Annotated in this window: 12 protein-coding genes and 1 pseudogene; 8 read left to right on the plus strand and 5 right to left on the minus strand. The window is 56.9% G+C overall.

Annotated elements, in window-relative coordinates; all coding sequences use genetic code 11:
• Position 1 precedes the first annotated feature (1 nt).
• Both P4L78_RS08870 and P4L78_RS08875 read left to right on the plus strand, forming a co-directional pair.
• Complete coding sequence (locus tag P4L78_RS08870) at positions 2-784, plus strand: SDR family NAD(P)-dependent oxidoreductase (protein ID WP_309327679.1); 783 nt, start codon at positions 2-4, stop codon at positions 782-784.
• Positions 784-1,200: a nuclear transport factor 2 family protein gene (locus P4L78_RS08875; RefSeq protein ID WP_283147821.1), complete on the plus strand. Its 417-nt coding sequence runs from the start codon at positions 784-786 to the stop codon at positions 1,198-1,200. The genes P4L78_RS08870 and P4L78_RS08875 overlap by 1 nt, the downstream gene beginning before the upstream one ends.
• Positions 1,201-1,492: 292 nt before the next feature.
• On the opposite strand, the gene P4L78_RS08880 is transcribed toward P4L78_RS08875, so the two are convergent.
• The 3 genes from P4L78_RS08880 to P4L78_RS08890 form a co-directional block, all read right to left on the minus strand.
• The gene (locus P4L78_RS08880; RefSeq protein ID WP_309327681.1) at positions 1,493-6,187 is read right to left on the minus strand and encodes an autotransporter domain-containing protein; all 4,695 of its coding nucleotides are present in this window, start codon (positions 6,185-6,187) and stop codon (positions 1,493-1,495) included.
• Positions 6,188-7,045: 858 nt separating this feature from the next.
• Positions 7,046-11,728, minus strand: a complete 4,683-nt coding sequence (locus P4L78_RS08885) for a PAS domain S-box protein (protein WP_309327682.1) — start codon at positions 11,726-11,728, stop codon at positions 7,046-7,048.
• A 377-nt stretch (positions 11,729-12,105) separates the two neighbouring features.
• On the minus strand, positions 12,106-13,428 hold the full coding sequence (locus tag P4L78_RS08890) for a PAS domain-containing methyl-accepting chemotaxis protein (RefSeq protein WP_309327683.1): 1,323 nt from the start codon (positions 13,426-13,428) through the stop codon (positions 12,106-12,108).
• A 771-nt stretch (positions 13,429-14,199) separates the two neighbouring features.
• Here P4L78_RS08890 and P4L78_RS08895 point away from each other — a divergent pair.
• The gene (locus P4L78_RS08895) at positions 14,200-16,560 is read left to right on the plus strand and encodes a YadA-like family protein (protein ID WP_309327684.1); all 2,361 of its coding nucleotides are present in this window, start codon (positions 14,200-14,202) and stop codon (positions 16,558-16,560) included.
• Between the two features lie 118 nt (positions 16,561-16,678).
• On the opposite strand, the pseudogene P4L78_RS08900 reads toward P4L78_RS08895, so the two are convergent.
• A pseudogene (locus tag P4L78_RS08900) lies at positions 16,679-16,947 on the minus strand (transposase); the annotation flags it as partial.
• A 326-nt stretch (positions 16,948-17,273) separates the two neighbouring features.
• Here P4L78_RS08900 and P4L78_RS08905 point away from each other — a divergent pair.
• The 3 genes from P4L78_RS08905 (at position 17,274) to P4L78_RS08915 (ending at position 20,265) form a co-directional block, all read left to right on the plus strand.
• Complete coding sequence (locus P4L78_RS08905; RefSeq protein ID WP_283151443.1) at positions 17,274-17,564, plus strand: co-chaperone GroES; 291 nt, start codon at positions 17,274-17,276, stop codon at positions 17,562-17,564.
• A gap of 55 nt (positions 17,565-17,619) precedes the next feature.
• Entirely contained in the window at positions 17,620-19,257 is a 1,638-nt protein-coding gene (gene groL / locus P4L78_RS08910; RefSeq protein ID WP_283147799.1) for a chaperonin GroEL, read from the plus strand.
• A 315-nt stretch (positions 19,258-19,572) separates the two neighbouring features.
• The gene (locus tag P4L78_RS08915) at positions 19,573-20,265 is read left to right on the plus strand and encodes a PEP-CTERM sorting domain-containing protein (RefSeq protein WP_309327685.1); all 693 of its coding nucleotides are present in this window, start codon (positions 19,573-19,575) and stop codon (positions 20,263-20,265) included.
• A 65-nt stretch (positions 20,266-20,330) separates the two neighbouring features.
• On the opposite strand, the gene P4L78_RS08920 is transcribed toward P4L78_RS08915, so the two are convergent.
• Complete coding sequence (locus P4L78_RS08920) at positions 20,331-20,834, minus strand: tetratricopeptide repeat protein (protein ID WP_283147797.1); 504 nt, start codon at positions 20,832-20,834, stop codon at positions 20,331-20,333.
• 196 nt (positions 20,835-21,030) lie between these two features.
• Between P4L78_RS08920 and P4L78_RS08925 the strand changes: the two genes are divergently transcribed.
• Both P4L78_RS08925 and P4L78_RS08930 read left to right on the plus strand, forming a co-directional pair.
• Entirely contained in the window at positions 21,031-21,597 is a 567-nt protein-coding gene (locus P4L78_RS08925) for an RNA polymerase sigma factor (protein ID WP_309327686.1), read from the plus strand.
• Positions 21,594-22,397: a hypothetical protein gene (locus P4L78_RS08930; protein ID WP_309327687.1), complete on the plus strand. Its 804-nt coding sequence runs from the start codon at positions 21,594-21,596 to the stop codon at positions 22,395-22,397. The genes P4L78_RS08925 and P4L78_RS08930 overlap by 4 nt, the downstream gene beginning before the upstream one ends.
• Positions 22,398-22,443 lie beyond the last annotated feature (46 nt).

Genomic DNA, 22,443 nt, shown 5'->3' on the forward strand with positions numbered 1-22,443 from the left:
AATGTGGCCATCTCCGCTTAATCCTCGCTTGAAAAACTGGTCTGGCACGCGTGCCTGGGTGGTGGGTGCCTCCAGCGGAATCGGCGCCGCAGTGGCGCAAAAGCTGATCGGGCAAGGCGCCAAGGTTGCGTTATCGGCGCGGCATTTTGAAAAACTGGAACTGGTCGCTGCCAATCGCCCTAACGCGCTGGTTCTGCCCATGGATGTCACCGAGCCCGAAGCCTGGGAGGCGGGCCACGCCGCATTGCGCGCACTGTGGGGCGGTGTTGATCTGGTGGTGTTCTGCGCTGCGGACTACCAACCCCTGCGCGCATGGGAGATTGAGGCCGCCCGGGCCCGCCGCACCATTGAGGTCAACCTGACGGGCGTTTACTTCGGTCTGGAAACCATCTTGCCCACCATGTTGGCGCGCCACGCGGGCAATATTGCCATTATCGCCAGCGTGGCCGGTTACATGGGCTTGCCCAACGCCACGGTTTACGGCCCCACCAAGGCGGCGCTGATCAACCTGGCCGAGCTGTTATATGCCGATCTGCATCCCAAGGGGCTGGGAGTTTTTCTGATCAACCCGGGCTTTGTCAAAACCCCGCTCACCGCCAGAAACACCTTTACCATGCCCGCCTTGCTGACCCCGGAACAAGCCGCTGACCGTATCCTGGCCGGGTTGGCCCGCGGTCAATTCCAGATTGATTTTCCGCGCCGCTTTACCCTGCTGGTACAACTGGCCAGCTTGCTACCTTATCGCTGGCGTTTTGCCTTGCTTAACCGTGCACTGGGATTGTGATGAAGCCGTTTGATGGACTACTCGACTGGTATTGCACACTGACGCCGCAGAGCCTGGCGCAGATTGGTTTGTATTACCGCGCAGACGCCCGCTTTAAAGACCCATTCAACGATGTAGCGGGCTTGGCCGCGATCAGCCGGGTATTTGCGCATATGTTTGAAACCACACAGACGCCGCACTTTGTGATTCGCGAAGTGCTGGCCGATGCTGATCGCGGCTTTGTCACGTGGGATTTCGACTTTGGCCTGAAAGGCACCCGCTACCAGGTGCATGGCGCTACCCGCTTTTTGTTCGATGACACTGGCAAGGTGATCGACCATCGTGATTACTGGGATGTGGCCGAAGAACTTTGGCAAAAACTGCCCTTGATAGGCGCCCCGATTGGCTGGCTGCGGGGGCGTTTTCGCGCGCAATGACGTGAACGGCAAACAAGTTGGCCACGTTAGGGGCCGCCCCCCTGTCGATAGAATTCGGTTTACGCAAATCCCAAGCCCGAAAAGGCAGAATGCGAGATCCGCTTGCAGGCCTACACCAACCCAATTTTGATGTCTTACCACCATTAACTCATTCTCGGCCATACCAGACATTTCAGACTCATGGTTGAAATGTCCGTTATTGCATGTGTAACAGCAGCTGCTTTCAGGACCCCGAACGTCAGGGCAGTTGACTTTTCATCGGGAGGAGCCGGTCTCTCGGCGCCACAAAAAGTTAGAACTGGTAGTCAAGGTTCGCAGTAAAGCCATGTTCTTTTGCCCGCCCATTCAATTGTCCCGAATAGGAAAAGCCCACCCGAGAGGACTTGGTCAAACGCGCGTTTAGCCCAACCTCTACCAGCGCGGCGTCTCGCATAAGGGGGATGCCAGCGACATTGAATGGCTGACCGCCCGCAAAAGAGAGCGCAGCCATTGGGTTGACGGCACCAAAGGCGTGCTGCCAACCCAGTTTGCCCTGCACCGCAAGTTGTGATGTGCCAACGTCAAAGTTCGACGAGGCATGCAGACCCAGCGCGGAAAATGCAATGCTCTCTTCATCGCCCTGGCTGCCCAGCGCAGCCCCACCACCTGTTTCGCTGAATGACGTAGTGCGCAGGCGAACCGCCGCCATATTGGCGAACGGCTCGAACGCAACATGACGCAATTGCAACGGGTAGCCAATCTCGCCAAATGCCTGGGCGACGCCACTATCGTAATGGCTGCTCGTATGATCAACAAAATCCGCGAAGTTGATAGCGCGCTGTGCCTTGATGCTGTTCCAGGTATAAGCAGCGCCAAGTCTCACCCCAAAGCCGCTCGCTTGCGTACCGCCGTACATCCCCACATGGTAGTTATCGGTACTGGCCAAAGATGAAAGGCCATCGACATGGTAGTTCGATTGGCTGTACCCCACGAGGCCGCCAATACGCCAGTTCTTGTCGAGGAGTTTATCCACACCCACCACGGTGCCATTGGTCGAAGCAGACAGCTCTGCGGCTCCGTCAGTAGCTTTCCCATGGTTCCGTGCGCCGAACCCGGTCGCCCAGAGATCGGAGCCATTGCCGGCTGAGCCCGCTACATACCTGCCATCCGCATTGTCTACCACCGCAGGTGCGAACACTGAACGCAGGCGATTGATCTCCATATCGCGCAGGTAGTGACTGTCCTGAATCAGAGCGGTCTTGATAGATGCATAACTTTCACCCGATACCTGATCGAAGTTCGATCCTTTGATCGCAGTGGTAAACAGCGCGTCTACCATCAAGCTCGGGCCCGCTGCCGACATCGCGCCAGTGAGCGCCGCATTCTCATTCTGCGTCATGGACTGACGGACCACAGCCACCTTGGCCGGATCAACCATAAGACTGACTATTGCCGCCGTCGCATCGTACTTGACCGGACTGAGCATGAGGAGCGTGTTGTCGAACGATGCGTCAAGGTCGGCACTTGCGAACTTGTTTTGCACTGTGCCGCCGTTCGTTGTTTGAAGAACAGCGTATGGCGTGTTGATACGGTAGCCATCGGTACCGTTTTCCTGGCCCACTACGAGCTTGATCTGCGACAGATCGACGTTGCTGCGGACAACAACCAGATCCGACTGAGCTGCGGCATTCACGCCGGCCATATAAGTGCCGGTGAATCCGGACAGGCTGCCATAGGTCTGCGTAGCAACCGAATTGCCCGGCGACACAGATGCGGGGGGGACGGCATCCCTTAGCACTGCCCTGGCGGATGCAAACGGCGCCCCTTTGCCGGCAGCCAGCGGCGCGATAACAGCGGTAGTGTTAACAGAGGGGTGAACGGGAGCAGGAGCGCTTGCCATACTCGGCACAATGATGCCGTTGCCGCTCACTTTACCAATAACGCTAAGGTTACCGCCGAGCTTTGATCCGCCATTGACAGAAACATCACCGGCCACCACTAACTGGCTGTTGCCGCCTGTCGCGCCACCACTTGTGACTGCACCATTATCGAGAACAAGGTTCCCATTTACCGTTACTGGATTGGACTTGCTGAATACGATGGTGGAATTATTGGCCGAAATGTCTTTGCCAATCGTCGCAGCACCGTCGAATGTTACGCTGCCGCCGGTCGTCGCCAGGTTCTGGCCGATGCTCACGCCCTGTGCAAAAACGATGGTCGTCCCCGTACCCTGCACATTGCCAGCAACTGCTGCGGTGTTATTGAACGCAACGGTGGCGTTCGGGCCGGAGGTTACATTGCCGCCAATGGTCGCAATCTGTTCGAAAGCGACTTTCGAATTGCCGCCAGAGGTAACGTTTCCGCCTACCGTTGCCGCACCTTTGAACGCGACGGTCGAATTGTCGCCGGACTGGACTGTTCCATTCACCGTTACAGCGTCGTTAAACGCGACGGCAGAGCTTTGACCCGAAGTCACCCCCCCACCGATTGTTGCTGTCTGGTTGAAGGCCACAGTTGAATTGTTGCCGGAGGCCACACTTCCGCCCACCGTCGCCGCTGTATTGAATGTCACGGCGGTGTAGTTGGTTGCGCTGACATCGCCTGCGATAGCCGTTGCATGACCAGCATTAGCGCCAACCGCACCATAGGTCAGACTTCCACCTTCACCCACGCTCGTGTTATTTACACCCTGCGTATTACCGGACCAGAGGGCACCCGCCTGAACATCAAAGTTCGTCTTTCCAGTACCACCACTCGTTACCGTATCCACGATGTTGCCTGTGGCAACCGACCCGGCCTGCAGTGTCAGATTTACGATGCCATCGATGCCACCACCAGTGCGGTTCACCTGCAAAAGTGTGCCATTGTTTTGCGTCAGCGTAGAGCCGGTCCCTACTGTGATGGACTGCGTCTGACCTGCTGTATCCAGCGTCGAGACAATGGACGCACTGGATGGCCCGGCCTTAACGGTCGTCCCGGTCAAGTTCACGGTGGCATCGTCAGTAATTGCTATCCCTGCTGATTGGGCCGAGGTGAGCGTGCTACCCCCAACGTTCAGCCTCGCTCCGCTGCCAACTGACACCGCCGCGGAGCCCGGTCCGCTGGCAGAAACCGTTGTGTTGTGAAGAGAGGCAGAAGCACCCAGTTGCGCCGACACGCCCGCAGACTGGCTACCGGCGGTGGTGATGCTGCCACCGGTGAAGTCGATGTTGCCCGCAATCTCGGAGTCACCAGGGTTACCAGCGGCAATGCCCACGGACTGCGTGCCATGCGTAACGACAGTCACGCCTGCAGCGATAATTCTCCCGGCGTTATTATTTGCATCGGTACCTGACGAAAGCATCCCATCAGCATTGCTGCCGCTGGTTACGATGCTGCCGCCAGTCACGTTTGCAATGCCGCCCCCGTACGCGTAGATGCCAAACCCAACGCTGCCGGTGGTGGTAATCCGGGCCGCGTTGTCGTTAACGATCGCGCCAGTGTTATCTGCAAACAGGCCGTAGGAATTCGTGCCGGACGTCGCCACACTGCCGCTATTGATGGTGACTTGCGAGGAAGGTGCGCTGCCGACCACCAGGACCGCGTGAGAATTGGTGCCGCTGGTGGAAATGGCAGTGCTGTTCGTCGTGATGGTACCGCCGGTAGAGGACCGTAGCGCGTTGCTGCGGTTGGTGCCGGTCATCGCCACCGAACCTCCCGTCAAGGATATGTTGCCCTTCTCATCTACATCCACGCCAACAGGGGCGGCGCTAGCCGTTCCAGTCCCCGCCACAGCAATATTCGTGTTGGTTGCGATGATTGACGAACCGGTACCGGTTGCATACAAACCCTCCTCGTACGGGCCATTGCCGATCATTGCGACCGTACTATCCGTTAAGGATATGACGCCTGCCGCCCCGGACTCTACACCGATGGGTATACCGGGGCCGCTGACATTTCCGATGCCTGCCACGGAGATTTGCGTGTTGGCTGCAGTGATCGACGACCCGGCGCCGGTCGCATACAGTCCCATTGCCTCCGTGTCAGCGGTATTTGTATTCGTGACTGATGTATTGCGCAGGCCAATGGAGCCGCCCAATTGAGCGAGCACACCCACGTCCTGGCTTCCCGTGGTGGTGATGCTGCCGCCCGTGAAGTTGATGCTGCCGCCAATCTCGTTGTCAGCAGGGTTGCCATCAGAAGAGCCTACGGCAATGCCCGCAGTCAATGAACCGTTCGCAACAACGGTCACGTCTGACGCGATAATTGTCCCTAGGCTGTTGAGGTTGTTCGGGTCGACACCCGATGCCAACATGCCCACCGCATAGCTGCCGTTTGTGGTGATGATGCCGCCCGCCACGTTTACCACGCCGCCGGCATTCGCGTAGATGCCACGCCCGACATCGCCCATGGTCGTGATCCGGGCGCCATTGTCGTTTACGGTCGCGCCGGTGTTCTGGGCAAACAATCCGTAGGAGTTGGGCCCCGCCGTGGTTACGCTGCCGCCATTGACGGTGACCAGTGCGGTCAATGCGCTATTGGTCTCAAATGCCTGAACGCCGTGAGAGCTGACACCGACAGTAGAAATGGCGATTCCGGTAGTGTTGGTCGAACCACCGTCCAGGGACCGTATTGCGATGGCGAGATTGGCACCGGTCATTTTGACCGTACCGCCACTCAAAAATATTTCACCGCCCGAGCCGCTCTGCACGCCAACCGCAGCAGATGCACCGTTCGTTCCGCTACCCGCGCCAGCGACGGATATATTCGTATTGGTTGCCTGGATGGAGGACCCACTGCCGTTCGCGTTTTTACCCGTCGCAAGCAGACCCCGCGTCAGGGCCCCTGAATTGGTCTCGGAGACTTGGGTATTCGAGACCGTTATCAGGCCGCCAGCCGTTGCGCTTATCGCCGAGCCTGAGGCCGCGGTATTTTGAATGGCACCATCGGTCTGGCCCCAAATAACAGTGATACCGGCAGCAGATAGCGGGTTTGCAGCTACGGCGTACGCAGGCGAAAAAACAGCCATGAGCGCAAACGCCATTTCTGAAAGCGCAAAGCGCTGACTTGATTTGGCCCCGCCCGCAGACCCCGCCAAATTTGATTTCCACCTGATTTCCATCACATCCCTGACCTCTGTATTTGGGCTTATGCGTTGCAAAACACGTGGCCGTGCATTGGTAGGGAAACGCAATAGAACGCCCAACTCCCCGCATGGCATACAAATGTCTTTTAAACACTTTTCGCGCAACGAAACTGAGCAGGTCTGAGCAAAACAGAAAAACGGATGAAGAATGTGAATTTTGGCTAGCCATATCAATGACATGGGCCAGAAATTGCGATCAGCGCGGGGATGAGTACGTCGTCAGGCTGCCCCAGACCGAGTCAGTGGGTGCCGTCGGGTGCACAATTAAAAACACTCAAATTTATTTATTGTTAAGAACAGAATGAAGTGCATCGGCCAGCAGTAACGGGCTATTGAATAGCACCAGCAGCTGAAGCATTTTTGTAGGTTCAATGCCGTCCCGGCCTTAACTGATTGGGAAGAATGGAGTCATGTGGGGCAGTGCGCAGAATATGGGATGCTTTTTCTTCACCGCAAAAGTGGCATTGATGAACTCAGGCAACACGTTTGGACGTTTTACGCTTTTTTGAGAAAACAAATCTGCGCTAAAAGGCGGAGCTGAGTAATCCAGGCAATCCGTCCACTGATCTCGTCTGCCTCTGATTCTGTAGAGAGCTGCCAGTTTTGCGCCGCAGCCTGATCGAACCTCGGGGTGGCGTACCCCCAGATGGTAGTGGCGGGGGCTCTCCGTCGTGAGCCGGTGGCCATCGGTTAGCCCCGCTCCCTTGCCGATCGCCAACCTCCGAAGCAAACAGGAATCAGTCAGTCGTGACTCGCCGCACCGGACGCCCACTTGAGCAAAATCTCCTGCAGCGCTTCGGGCTCGAATGGTTTGGCCAGGTAATCGTTCATCCCGATTTCCCGGCAACGGTTGCGATCCTGCTCCTGGGTGTTGGCGGTCATCGCCACAATCGGCACATGCATGCACCGGCCACGTTCGCGGATCTGTCGCGTAGCCTGGAGACCATCCAGGACCGGCATCTGCATGTCCATGAGGATCAGGTCATAGCCGTTTTTTGCAGCCAGCTCTACGGCGATCGCGCCGTTGTCCGCGATATCGACCGCCACGCCGCTCTCTTTTAACAGTTCCACCGCGACCAGCTGGTTCAGTTCGTTGTCCTCGACCAGCAGGATGCGCTTGCCGTCCAGTTGGGGAGGCCCTGCGAGAAGGTGTGCCGAGGCATCGGTCTGGCTTTCGTCAGCAATAGAGCTCAGCCCCATCCACGCAGTGAACCAGAAAGTGCTGCCACGGCCGTATTCGCTTTCGACACCAACCTCGCCCTGCATGAGTTCTGCCAGCATTTTGACGATGGCCAGGCCAAGACCAGTCCCGCCATAGCGCCGCGTGGTCGACGTATCCGCCTGCTGAAAGGCCTGGAACAGTTGATCACACTGCGCCGGAGTCAAGCCGATCCCGGTGTCGCTGACAGCGAAGCGCAACAACACCTCGTCGGCGTGGCGATCATCCAGGCTGACCTCGATGCGGATAGGTCCCTGCTCGGTAAATTTCAGTGCATTGCTGACATAATTAAGCAAAATCTGACTCAGGCGAGTGGGGTCGCCCGCCAGCTTGTCCGGCACATTGCAGGCCACCTCAACCGTCAGTGCCAGGGACTTGCTCCTCGCTTTATCACCCTCCACCGCAACAATCCGTGCCAGCAACTCCGTCAACCGAAAGTCCACTCTTTCGATAGTCAGTTTTCTGGCCTCGATTTTTGAAAAATCGAGCACGTCGTTGAGGATGCCCAGCAAAAGACGGGCCGATTGCTGAATCTTGCCCAGGTAATCCTGCTGTCGTGGATTGAGTTCGGTTTTCAGCGCCAGGTGCGACATGCCGATGATCGCATTCATCGGGGTGCGGATTTCATGGCTCATGTTGGCGAGAAAATCGCTTTTGGCGCGAGTGGCGTCCTCGGCCACTTCCTTGGCGGCCGTCAATTCGGCGGTGCGCTCCTCGACCAGGGATTCCAGCTGCCCCTGATATTGCAGCTCAATCTGTCTGGCCCGCTCCGTCGCCTTGACCTCTGTGATGTCGACAAGCCAGGCCAGTACCCCCTGCACACCATTCAGTTTTGTTGACACAGCAGTGACCAGCATGTCCCGTACACGGTGGTCGCGGTCGTAATACTGAATCTCGCGATTGCGGGTATTTTCGTGCTTATCAATGGCCGTAAACAGCTCAAGGCGTTCTTCCGGGCGGACATAAAGCGCCACAGACTGGTCGCCTGCACCGATACCGAACGTGTCCACAAACTCCGGATTGGCAAAATGCAGTTGCTCCCTTGAGGAAAAGGCAATGCAGACCGGACTGCTTTCCATGATGCGTTGCAGGCGCTCCTGCTCGGAGGCACGGAACCATTCGGCCTCGACCCGCGCCGTCACGTCCCGGAACGTGATGACCATGCAAGTCTGATCTGCCGGTTGCAGCGTGGGGGTAATGGCATATTCCGTGATGAAACCAGTCCCGTTTTTGTGCCACAAATATGCGTCGGTACCGCGCGAGGGCTTGGTCATATCTGCTGGCAGCAGATGCCAGGATTCACGCGCCAGCAGTTCACTGCCATCTTCCGCCGCATAGCGGGCCAGTCGCGGTAAAGACATCCCCACCAGTTCCAGTTCGTCATGGCCCAGTAAAGTGGCCGCAGCCGGGTTGGCGAAGGTGATGTTGCCTTGTTGATCAATCCCGAGAACACCGCTGCTGACGGTGGCAAGAATCAGGCTGTGGCGTTCTTCCAGTGCCCGATGGGTGGCTTCTTCCTGCAAGCGCTGGGTGATGTCCCGCACGGATGCGCAAACCAGAGCTTCTCCACCATTGCGCCCAGGCATGCGTGACAGACGGATTTCGAGCGGAAATTCGCTGCCGTCCTTGCGCTGGCCGAAAATTCTGCGGCCCGTGCCCATGCTGCGCGTCGTGTCACGTTCGAGTCTGAACTCTTCACGGTGAGCGCCATGCGAATGACGAAAGCCCGAAGGCACCAGCATGTCTACCGGCATCCCGACCAGCTCCCCGCGCTCGTAACCGAACTTGGTTTCCAGCCGACCGTTAGCCAGCGTAATCAGCCCTTGGCTATCGACCACCAGCATGCCATCCGGCGCAGATTCCACAATGTTGCTGAACCAGGCCTGCGTGGCACGCAGTTCCTGCTGCTGTAGTTCTTGCACGACGGCCTGTGCCAGCAGTTCCTGATTGCGGTGTTCCAGTGCCTCGGCAGCCTTGCGCCGGGTGATGTCGCGGGTACTGCCCACGATGTGGGTCGGTGTGCCGGTGCTGTCCAGCATGATATTGGCCACGATCTCGCACGGTATGCTACGACCGTCCTTATGCAAATACTCCAGTTCCATCGCAATGAACCGCCCCGTCGAATCTCCCTGAGCAATACGCTGCAGGCTTTCCTGCAAGGCCTCTCTCACCCGGCTTACCGACCCCGCTGACACAAACGCTTCGAGCCGCTGTTCAAGCATTTCTTCTGCCGTCCAGCCGCGTAGCCGTTCAGCAGAGGGGCTGACATAGCTGCAGGTCAAAAAGGGGTAGTCCATCACCCAGATCATGTCCTTGCTGTTCTCTGCGATCAGGCGATACCGGTCCTGGCTTTCCTGCAAGGCTTCGGCCAGTCGCGAGCGTTCGATGACCATCTGCGCGAGCCGGGCGTAAGCCGCCAGCAGGGCGAGATCGTGAGCGTCCGGTGTGGCCGGTTCTTGCTTGTAAATCACGAAGACGCCGAGAATCTGGCCCTCACTGTTTTTTATTGGCTGGGACCACGCTGCACGCAGACCAGCTGCAAGAGCGTTGTCACGCGTTGCGACCCAACACGGATCAGTGGCTACATCCTCCACAATGACCGTTTCGCCACTGCGAACCGCCAACGTTGAAGCCCCGTTCAATTCATCGATAGGGATCCGCACTGCGACCTGCTTCCACGCCTCAGATAAATTAGGGGCGGCACAGACAGTCAGCGCCTGGCCATCGTCAGCGACCAGATACACGGCCCCCAACATCCCGGGACGATAGCTATCGGTGATGCGCAGCATGGTGTCCAGCACTTCAGACAGCGGGGCATTCTGTCCCAGTTTCTCTAGCACCTGATTGTTCAGCCACAGGGCGTGGTTGTGCGTCGCCAGTTCTTTCTCGGCGGCTTCGCGCGCGAGGGTTTGTTCATGCAATTCGGTCACATCGGTGGAAAAACCGATCAGTGCCGGTGGCTGACCCGGCAGGTGCACTGGCACCCGGACCGCCATGTAGTACCTGGTTTTATCCCCAGCTGGGGTGAAGACGTCCATGCCGCTGTGCTTGCGGCCTGAGTCAAACACCTCGAGGTCCTTGGCATAATATTCATCGGCTGCAGCCTGCGGCACGACCTCGCTGTCCAGACGACCGACAATCTGATCAGCCGGCAAGCCAATCAGGGCAGCGGTATTGGCGTTGACATACACAAAGCGCCGGTCACTGGTCTTGATATATGCAACTGCGTCCACGCTATCGAGCACCAGATCCAGCAGTGCGCGCTGTTCACGGCTGCGCTGGAAAAACCCCAGCAGCAACCACTGCAGGACCGCCAGGCACGCAAACGCCAGCACGGAGAAGGCCACCTGGATGCGCCAGTTGAACAGGTACACATCCTTGCTTGCACCCACCAGTTGCTCCCACTGGCCATTGTGCAGGGGGGTCAGCACGGCAAGCCGTTCCACACCGTCGATAGGGGAGCGAATATATTTCACATCCGGACCATAGCTGGTATCCCGAACAGACGTGGTGCGCAGGGGCACCGTGCCCATTAAATGGCCCCCGGCCGGATTACCTGCATATACATAGCGGAACAAAAGCTGGCGCGTATGTAGATCAAGAAGGGACAGGAGACCATCTTTACCCAGATCAAATCCGTGCGTTGCATCGGTATTGAGCAAGGCCGAAAGGCTTTGCAGGCTGGTATAGCCGATCACACTGCCCATTGGATATCCATCCAGGGCGGTGATCCGCCGGTACGTCACCATGACGCCGCCACCCAGTTCAGGTACTTGGGGAATGGGAATAAAAAAGCTGGCCGTCTCTATTCCGCTATCCTGGAGAGCCCGAAAACGGGGCAAATCCTTGAAGGAATAGGCTGCCAGCACTTCGGGAGGCAGGACCGATGCCAGTGGCACATTGGAGTCAACGGCAACGATCTTGCCATCCGGGTCCAGGATGGCAATCGTATCGAGCCAGCGATGTGTCAGCTCCTTTTGCAGCCGGACATGCTTTTCCAGGTGGTCCCGTGTGCTGTCACCCATACCTCTTACCGCTTCGCCGACCGCTGCCAGCTGATATTCCAGCGTCGATTCAAGCTGTTCAAAGCTGCGCCGATGCATCGCTGACACGTTTTGGAGGTTCCGTGCCACCCCCGCTTCAATCCAGCTGCGCTCCAGAATCAGGTAGCCAGCCGCACAAGCACCCTCAATAAGCAAAATCATGACCAGAAACCCGCGTCTGGCGGCGTTGCTGGAGAATGCCCAATTCATGAAAGGCCGAAAACGTGCAGGGAAAAAGCGCATAAAACCATCTTGAGAATATGGACCGGGCAATGAGCGCACCGGTCAGTGACAGGCGAATAGACGAAGGCTGCCGGCGAATGCCGCTTGACCACCGGGTATGTCTGCAGGCGGCAAGAAAGGGCGCAATCTTTTTTGTTATTGCATGACGAGGTTTTCGGGAATCGCCGCAGCTTTGGAAAAAATTGAACAGGTCTGAATCTTAAAACACAAGGCAGCTGCACAAACACGGTTGCGACCAAGAAGTTCCGCTGAGCCATATCTGCCCGCGGCTAACAATGCGTCTGCGCGGGCCTGGGCTAAAGCGCGGCTGACTTGACCGCAGAAAATGCCCCGATGACATGGACTACCTGTTTGGAGCTTTCGCTGATTTTGATGATCACATCGCCAGCCTGATTGGCTAGTGTCACGCCATCCCGGGCCTGGTCGACACACACTTCCATGCTTTCGATTGCAATGCGCGTGCCTTCCTGGATCTTGCTGGTCATACCTGAAATCTCGGTGGTCGATAGTCCAGTGCGCTCGGCCAGCTTGCGTACCTCGTCGGCCACCACAGCAAACCCGCGTCCTTGCTCTCCCGCTCGTGCAGCCTCAATGGCGGCGTTCAGTGCCAGCAGGTTGGTCTGATCAGCAATTTCCTTGATTGTGTTGACAATTTTGCTGATCAGCAAAGATTTTTCGCCAAGATCTTCAATCATGCGCGAGGCATTTTGCACGTTGCCGGCGATACTGTGCATTTCCTGCGCCGCGTTCTGGATCACCTGCTTGCCCTGCTCGGCAACGGCATCGGTTTCTTCCGAGATTGCGTATGCCTTGCGGGCGTTTTGTGCGTCAGCTTCCTGGTGCAGCATGCGTTCGGTAATGTTATTGGCAAATTTGATGACTTTGCAGGGTTTGTTATTGGCATCAAAGATCGGGTTGTAGGTGGCTTCCATCCAGATTGCCGAGCCATCGCGTGCTACGCGTTTGAATTGGCCGGACTTGAATTGCCCTTGATTGAGCGTGCGCCAGAATTCGGCGTACTCCACGCTACCGCGATATTCCGGCTCACAGAATATGCGATGGTGCTGGCCCTTGATTTCGTCGAGCCGGTACCCAGTGGCTTTAAGGAAGTTCTCATTGGCGGCCAGGATCACGCCATCCAGGCCGAACTCAATGGTGGCCATCGAGCGATCAAGTGCAGTCAGCATATTGCGCTGCATTTGTTCCAGGTTGATCTGCGCGCTAATGTCCTGGGCGAACTTGATTATTTTGGTGACCTGGCGGTGTTCATTGAACACCGGGTTGTAGGTGGCTTCCAGCCAGATAATATGGCCATCGCGAGCCACACGCGGGAAGCGGCCGGATGAAAATTCACCCTGGCCAAGCCGCCGCCAAAAATTGACGTATTCGGATGAACGCGCATAGGCGTCTTCACACAAAATGCGGTGGTGTTGGCCCTGCAGTTGCGCGAGCGAATAGCCGGTGGTTTTCAGAAAATTGTCATTGGCGGTGATGACGGTTCCATCGACATTGAATTCAATCACTGCCATGGAGCGATCCAGCGTCGCCACAATGGCGTCTTGCTGAATAATGTGCTGACTTTGCTCTTTCAACTGCGCTTTGAGTTGCCGGTTAAACATGAGATTTCCTCTCCCCGTGCCAACGCACGCGAGTTTCCTGAGTCAGTGGGGTGACGTACGTTTTTTTGTGCGGACGACTGATTTGCCTGCAGTCGACCCCTACTTTTTCTGAGCAAGAATGGGGCCTTGCGATGTAATTACGGAGTCATTCTTTTACTTTTCCCGGATTGTATTCATGATTTCAAAGACGAATCTGAGCAAGTCTGAGTAAAACAAGAAGCGGCGTGCGTTTGCTGATTCTGACCAGGTTCGCTTTGGCTTGATCGTCTCAGGCGCAAACGTGACGGACAGGGACTGGGCAACTTCGATAGCGGACATTTTCCGGTTTGGCCGGGAGGCCGCCCAGCATGTTGTGTAGCGGGTCGATGATTGGCCCGACGTACGAGCGGACGGACTTGCGCTCAACTAGCAGCAATAAAAATCACCCAGGCCGTCGTTCGACTATTTGATGCCATGTCCCCGGCAAATATCGGGCCTATCAACTGGCAACGGCGTGCCTTCTTCTTTAGTACTTTGCCTGAAATTTCAGTTAGGGGTGTTTTCGTCCCCCACCTTGACTACCCATATCAATCCTTAAGTATTTACTTACGAACAAGTGAGTAATGCCTCATTCCGCATTAATTCCAGAGCGATACTCACCCCTCGTTTTGACAAATACAATAAACCTCAAATTGCAAAGCGCTATTACATTAAATGCTCAATTAATTTAAAACTTGATCGTAATTCCCAATAAAAATTTCTCTTTTTTATTAATTAACATGGACACGCATCATGAATAAAATTTACCGGTTAGTCTGGAACGAAATGACACAAACCTGGACTGCTGCCGCAGAAATTGCCCGTGATCGTGGGAAGAGTACAAACCCAAGAAAAATGCTGGCCTTGCTTTTGATGGCCGGTATGGGCGCAATCTCGGCAGGTGAGGCAGAAGCCTGGATTGTCGATCCAGGCATCGTGCGCAATGGCGGGACTGCTTATCTGCAGACTGCTGCGACTGATAATGGCATTGAATCCAATACTGCAATAGGCACAGGTGCGCAAACCACGACGGACGAAGATGGCATGTCCACAGCGCTCGGCGATCTCGCACAAGCCACTGCTGTGGGTTCAACTGCGATTGGGGCTCAGGCGAACGCCAGCGCAGAAAACGCCTTGGCGGCAGGTATGGGTGCCCAGGCCGGGGCTTCCGACAGTATTGCAATGGGAACAAACGCGACTGCATCCGGCGCAAATAGCATTGCGTTAGGTCGCAATTCCATTGCCTCAGACAGTGACGCTATCGCGATTGGTCAATACGCACATTCTGCGGGAGGTGGCATTAGTATTGGTCAAGAAACATGGTCTGGTATGTCCAGTGTTGCTATTGGTTCGAATACCTACGCGACGGGTGATGAATCGACTGCGGTTGGGGTTTGGGCGCGTGCGAACGACGCAAACGCCACCGCCGTGGGGGCTCGCGCTAACGCATTCGCTGGCGCGACCAGCATCGGTCGAGACAGTGGCGCTTACGCTGATAGCGCCGTAAGTGTCGGTGCCGGGGCGACTGTAGCCTTCTTCGCAGACAACGCAGCCGCTCTGGGTTCATTTAGCCTGGCGTACAATCCCAATGATGTGGCGCTGGGTGCCGGCTCCGTGACGGATACAACGGTCGCGACGACCGGCGTGACTCTGCGCGGGCATAACTACTCATTTGCCGGTACGTCGCCCACCAGCACCGTCAGCGTGGGAACCGTTGGCAACGAACGCACCATTACCAACGTGGCGGCTGGCCGTCTGAACCCGGACAGTACCGATGCCGTGAACGGTTCGCAGTTGTTTGCTACCAACCAGGCGGTTGAAAGCATCAACTCCAATATCGATAACCTTGGTCAGGGCTCGGTGAAGTACGACACCAATGAAGATGGCACTGTTAACTTCAACAGCATCACTTTGGGTGGCGATACCTACAACTCGGTAACCAAGACCGGCGGCACCAGGATCACCAATGTAGCAAACGGTTCGGCCCCCAGCGATGCAGTCAACTTCTCGCAACTGACCGAAACCAACAATAACGTGACCAACCTGGCCAATACGGTCAATAACATCACCAACGGCGTTAGTTCCAGGTATTTTCATGCCAATTCGACGGGTGCCGATAGCGTGGCGATTGGTCAGGATGCCGTAGCCATCGGTGTGGGGGCAGTGACCTCTGCCGACAACAGCGTTGCGCTGGGGGCGGGCTCGAGCGCTAGCCGTGGGGCAACGACAGGCTACACCGATGGCACTGGCAATCTTGCCAATCAGAATGCGGTGGGCGAGGTGTCGGTCGGCTCGGCGGGGGCGGAACGCCAGATTACTAACGTGGCCGCAGGTAGCTCGGGGACGGACGCGGTAAACGTAGCCCAATTGAACGCGGCGTTGCAGAACATCTCCTACGGCACCAATCCAAGTTCGGATGTGGGTGGCAACAACATGTTCCAGGTCAGCAATGACTACAACACATTGGCTGCGCAAGCGACCGGTGCGCAGTCGGTAGCAGGTGGTTCCAACGCGATTGCGTCAGGTGACAACGCCAATGCCGTGGGTGACAACGCGCAAGCTACGGGCTCTGACAGCACGGCCATGGGCAACAAAGCCAAGGCAACTGGCAATAAGAGCACTGCAATTGGCAACAACGCAGTGAGTTCAGGGGATAACTCTGTGGCGCTGGGTAGCGGCTCCAACGACGGTGGCCGCAGCAATGTGGTGTCTGTGAGTACTGCCGGTAACGAGCGCACGATCATCAACGTGGCCCCAGGTGAAGTCAGCGCAACGTCGACTGACGCGGTGAATGGTTCGCAACTGAACGCAACGAACAACAACGTCACTACCCTGAGCAACGACATCAAGAGCATCCAGGGCGATATCGTGAACCTGGATCACAAGATGAGTGCCGGTGTTGCTGCAGCCATGGCCACTGCGGGTCTGCCGCAGGCATATCGCCCGGGCGCCAGTATGATGGCCTTGGGCGGGGCCACCTGGAAGGGTGAGAGCGCGCTGTCCGTGGGCTTGTCGACCATTACCGACAACGGCAAGTGGGTGATCAAGGCGACTGGCAATTCTTCCTCACGTGGTAACTCGGGTGCCTCTGTGGGCGCAGGCTACCAGTTCTGATCTGGTTCCAGGCCTTAACCGGAACGCTCGGTTTAAACTTCAGGCGCAAACCTCTTCCTGACTGGATTGATTGGGAGGGGTTTGCCCGACGTCAGCCCGGTTTCAGCAGTACACAGCTTCAGAGTCCGGGGTTAATTTAACCGACTTTGCCGCCAGTTGCCTGGCATGCGCGGACGGCGTCAGGTCGCCCGGCGATTTCTTGGGTCTTTCCTCGTTGTATTCCCGCCGCCAGGTTTCAATCAGCACCCGGGCATGCGCCAGACTGGTAAACCAATGTTCATTCAGACCTTCATCACGAAACCGGCCATTGAATGATTCGACGTACGCGTTCTGGTTCGGCTTGCCCGGCTGTATTTGGCGTAGCTGCACACCACGCTGATGCGCCCAACGACTACAACATAACTGCTGCCGTTCCTGCCGGGCAATAAATCCTATAAAGGGGCAAAGGCCCGCAATTACTTGGCCAACCTGTTGCCGGACAGTAGGCGTTCCGGCTGCTTTTGGCGTCTCAACACGCATTAGTCCGGACAGCACGTTCAACCTCCTGAGTTTCGTCAGTCACGATTACAACGACACACAAAATTAACGCGGTTCCCCTTGAAAAACAGCCTTTGCGTCCCTATTATTGGCACTCGTTAGCCCAGAGTGCTAACGGGCTCGGCCAGTCCGATGGCCCCAGAACATTCAGGCATGTTTTCTCAGGAGAAAGAATGATGAAGATCCGTCCCTTGCATGACCGCGTAGTCATCAAGCGTGTTGAAGCCGAAGAAAAAACCGCATCCGGTATCGTATTGCCAGGCGCCGCTGCTGAAAAGCCGGATCTGGGTGAAGTGGTTGCAATCGGCACTGGCAAAGTGCTGGACAACGGCGAAGTGCGCGCCCTGTCGGTCAAGGTTGGCGATAAGGTTATCCTGGGCAAGTACAGCGGCCAGTCCGTCAAAGTAAACGGCGAAGAACTGCTGGTTGTCCGCGAAGAAGACATCTTCGGTGTGCTCGAAGCGTAATTGCCCCGGCAATTTGTGCAGTCACACTCATTCAAGATTTCAGGAGTAAAGAACAATGGCAGCAAAAGAAGTCAAATTCGGTGATTCCGCCCGTTCGCGCATGGTCGCTGGCGTTAACATCCTGGCCGATGCGGTCAAGGTGACTCTGGGCCCTAAGGGTCGCAACGTTGTGCTGGAACGCAGCTTTGGCGCGCCAACCATCACCAAAGACGGTGTGTCGGTTGCCAAAGAAATCGAGCTGAAAGACAAGTTCGAAAACATGGGCGCGCAACTGGTTAAAGAAGTTGCCTCCAAGACTTCCGATATCGCTGGTGACGGTACCACTACCGCTACCGTGCTGGCTCAAGGCATCGTGAACGAAGGCCTGAAGTATGTTGCAGCCGGTTTCAACCCGACTGATCTGAAGCGCGGTATCGACAAGGCTGTGATCGCCCTGGTTGCCGAGCTGAAGAAGATTGCCAAGCCAACCACCACCTCTAAAGAAATCGCCCAAGTCGGTTCGATTTCGGCTAACAGCGATGAAATCGTTGGCGCCAAGATCGCTGAAGCGATGGACAAGGTTGGTAAAGAAGGCGTGATCACCATTGAAGATGGTACTGGCCTGGAAGACGAACTGGACGTAGTTGAAGGCATGCAGTTCGACCGCGGCTATCTGTCCCCGTACTTCATCAACAATCCGGAAAAGCAAATCGCGCTGCTGGATAACCCGTATGTTCTGCTGTTCGACAAGAAGATCAGCAACATCCGTGATCTGCTGCCGGTACTGGAACAAGTCGCCAAGTCGGGCCGTCCGCTGCTGATCATCGCTGAAGATGTCGATGGCGAAGCGCTGGCTACCCTGGTTGTGAACAACATCCGCGGCATTCTGAAGACTGTGGCCGTGAAGGCTCCTGGCTTTGGCGATCGTCGTAAAGCCATGCTGGAAGACATCGCGATCCTGACTGGCGGTACTGTTATCGCTGAAGAAGTTGGCCTGACCCTGGAAAAAGCCACTCTGGCAGAACTGGGCCAAGCCAAGCGCATCGAAGTGGGTAAAGAAAACACCACCATCATCGACGGCGCAGGTCAGGAAGAATCCATCAAGGCACGTGTTGGCCAGATCCGCAGCCAGATCGAAGAAGCGACCAGCGACTACGACCGTGAAAAACTGCAAGAACGCGTGGCCAAGCTGGCCGGTGGCGTGGCAGTGATCAAGGTTGGCGCTGCGACCGAAGTCGAAATGAAAGAAAAGAAAGCCCGCGTTGAAGATGCCCTGCACGCTACCCGCGCTGCAGTGGAAGAAGGCATTGTGCCAGGCGGCGGCGTTGCGCTGCTGCGTGCTCGTGCCAACCTGGGCGAACTGAAAGGCTCCAACGCTGATCAAGACGCTGGTATCAAGATCGTACTGAAAGCCATCGAAGCACCGCTGCGTCAAATCGTTGCCAACGCTGGCGACGAGCCATCTGTAGTTGTGAATCGCGTGGTGGAAGGCACTGGTAACTTCGGTTACAACGCTGCTACCGGCGAATACGGTGATCTGGTTGCCATCGGCGTGCTGGACCCAGCCAAGGTAACTCGTTCGGCTCTGCAACACGCTGCATCGATCGCTGGTCTGCTGTTGACTACCGATGCAATGGTTGCCGAACTGCCGAAGGATGACGCTCCTGCAATGCCAGGCGGCGGCATGGGTGGCATGGGCGGTATGGATTTCTAATCGCCTGAAACTTGATTGGCCTCTGTATGAGGCTAGCCAAAATGAGGAGCCCGGCTTAGCCGGGCTCTTTGTTTTTGTGGGCGCCCGACTTGGGCCACGTATCCCAGGCCAAGCCAAGACGGATGCGTTCGCGCCAGCCTGCACTGCCGCGCTTTGCGTTGTCCGGGCCCGTCGAGTGGGGACAGCGGTGCCGACCATGCGTCTGTCATGTTTCCGTGGATTGACGCTACTCAGTAAACTAGTTCAACAATCGCAGTGCACCATCAAATACCACCCGCAACAACCGGTTCTCCCTTGCAAATCAAGGAGTACGTGATGACACTGTTGCCTTCTGCGGCGCTGGCTTTGGTTCTGGTGGGGTTGTCCACCCCATGTATGGCTACGTTACTGGACTTTGATCAAGTCCCGATCACGCCTGCCATGGTCAGTTCACCTTCCCATACGGATTACGACACAACCGATCTATTGATCGACGGCTACAACCTGGAGAGCGATGAATATACCGATCTGGCGTTCGGATCATTCAACGGCACGCCGGTGGCACCTGCCTGGTCCGGCACCACGGCCCTTTATATCGACCCAAATTACCAAATGGACATTCTCTCTCCGCTGTCGAACGCGATTGCCGGTAACGGCGGCGCCCCCTTCGCGCTCGCCAATGTCCGGGTTTATGCGCCCGACGCGCCGGGAGGCACAATCCTCAATATCAATGCATTTGATACCGCCGGTGATAACGTCGGCCTCACCTCGTTCTGGTATGCCAATGTTGTAGTGCCAGCGGTCAGGCCTGGACGATCACCTTGGGTGTTTTTGTCGCTGCCGTACCCGGAAGACGGTGCCAATATTTATGTTTTTGCCAGCACAACGCCGGTTTTCCTGGATCATCTGCAAGTTGAGCCTGTGCCTGAGCCCGGGGTCTGGGCATTGCTGGGCATTGGCATGGCTGCGTTTGCGTGGCGCCAACGGCGGCGCCCCGATCCGGGCCGCCCGCAATTGGCGATGCCCTGAAACGAGCCTGCCCGAACAGGGCACCTACGGGCGCCCTGCTTGAGCCTGGAGCTGCGCATGAGTACTTAACCCGGATGTTTGGCCGTGTAGTCTTGTACCGCCTCGTTCAGGTCCTGATATTGCTCGCAATTGCCACACAAGCCCTGCAATTGCGCCAGTTGCTCACGGGCCTGATCGGGCTGGTTGTTTTGCAGATAAGCTTCGCCCAGATATTCATGCGCACCAAGGTGCTTGGGATTCAGCCGCAGCGCCTCTTTATAGGCAGTAAATGCTTCAGGTAAATGCCCGCTCTTGCGCTGGGCATAGCCAGTGTAGTTCCACCAGTCCGCGTTATCGGGCTCTTTGGCTCTGGCTGTGGCCAGCAACTCAAGGGCCGCATCCCAGGCGTGCGCATCCAGCTGTACTTTGACTTTGGCTGTCATGGCTGCATCCCAGTCCACTCTCCCATGCTGACCGCTACTGCTACCACCGCCCATTCCACCACTGCCGCCACCCCCGCCAGATGCCATGACCAATAGTGAGCACAATAATCCCGCGATCCCGACTGCGTATTTTGCTTTCAATTTCATGCTGGCTCTCCTTTTCCAAAGCAAACTGCAGCAGCTTCAACGATTTACCGGCGACCAAAACTGACCGCGCAGTCGTTCCGTTCGGACCAACCGCAGCTGTTGTCTGGTTAAACGTTTTGGGTTGCCGGTTTATTCCCTGAAATTTTTCATTGCGGCGGGAATAAGCGCGGCGTTCACGCGTTTTAATGGGTATACCTTGTTAAATATCGCCTTGGGGCCACTGCCGATGCTCGACGAGGATTTATCAAAGCTGATACCCGCGCTGCTGCCACGTTTGTGGCGGTTTGCGTTGCGGCTGACCGCTAATCGCCATGATGCGGAGGACCTGGTCCAGCGTGCCTGCGTGCGGGCACTGGAGCGACCACATCAGTTGCAGGACGGCACCTCACCGTTGAGCTGGTTGTTTTCCATCATGTATTCGGTGTGGATCAGCGAAGTGCGCGCCCGCAAGGTCCGCACCGCCAATGCCGCCGACTACCAAGACGAGTTCTTCGATAACCTGCCCGACCCCAAAGCCAGCGATCCGGAAAACGAATTGCTGCATCGGCAAATCATCGCCGCCGTCAGCGCGCTGCCAGACGCGCAGCGCGTGGTCATGCTGCTGGTTGCCGTAGAAGGCCTGAGTTACCGCGAGGCAGCACAAGCTCTGGATATCCCCATCGGTACCGTGATGAGCCGGTTAGCCCGCGCCCGACTCACTCTGGGCGAGTTGTTTACCATTAGCCGGCCACAACGCCAGTCCAAGGGGGAGATACGGCCATGATCTTGAACGAAACACTGCTCATGGCGTGGGTCGATGGCGAGCTTTCATCACACGAGGCCGCCGAAGTGGCTGATCTGGTCGCGCGTTCGCCCGAAGCCCAGGCCCAGGCCGCGGCGATGGCTGTTTCGCAATTGCCCTACCGCGAGGCATTCGAACACCAGCATCAACCGGAAATCCCCGCCCGGCTGGCGGCCAGCATTGCCGTGCTGACTGAAGCCAGCCGTGACCGCGCCACACCCATGCCACCGCTCGGCGGTCGCCAGCCTTCGCGTTGGCAGGGTGTATGGATTGCCATGGCGTTCGTCGCTGGCGTGGGGTGCACTTTGGGCGGCATGCGCTTCTGGGAAAGCACCGAAGAGGCCGAGTCGCCCTGGATTACGGCGGTGACGCAATATCAGGAAATGTACGTGCGCGACACGCTGGTGCAAGTCCATGACAACGCGGCGCTGTCGGCACGCACGCTTGCAGATATCCAAACCCAGGACCGCATGCCGATTGTCATTCCTGATTTGCAGAGCGCGAATCTGGAATTCAAACGCGTGCAGCGTCTGCGCTACGGCGACAAGCCGGTGGTGCAGATGGTGTATATGCCCGCGAGTGGTGATCCGGTTGCGCTTTGCGCCGCGCCTGACATTCGGCCAGACAAGGCCATGCAACAAAGAATGGACGAGAACCTGAGCGTGGTGACCTGGCGCTCCGGCAATATCAGTTACATGCTTGTCGGTCGCTCTACACCCGCAACACTGCGCGACATCAGTGAGCGCATCCGCAGTGGCAAGGTGCCTGCGTTGTATAGCTGATGCGCCGATGGATTACGGGGTGATCCTGGCATGAAGAACAAGGCCA

It is taken from the genome of Silvimonas sp., from assembly GCF_031291215.1.
GTDB lineage: Bacteria > Pseudomonadota > Gammaproteobacteria > Burkholderiales > Chitinibacteraceae > Silvimonas > Silvimonas soli.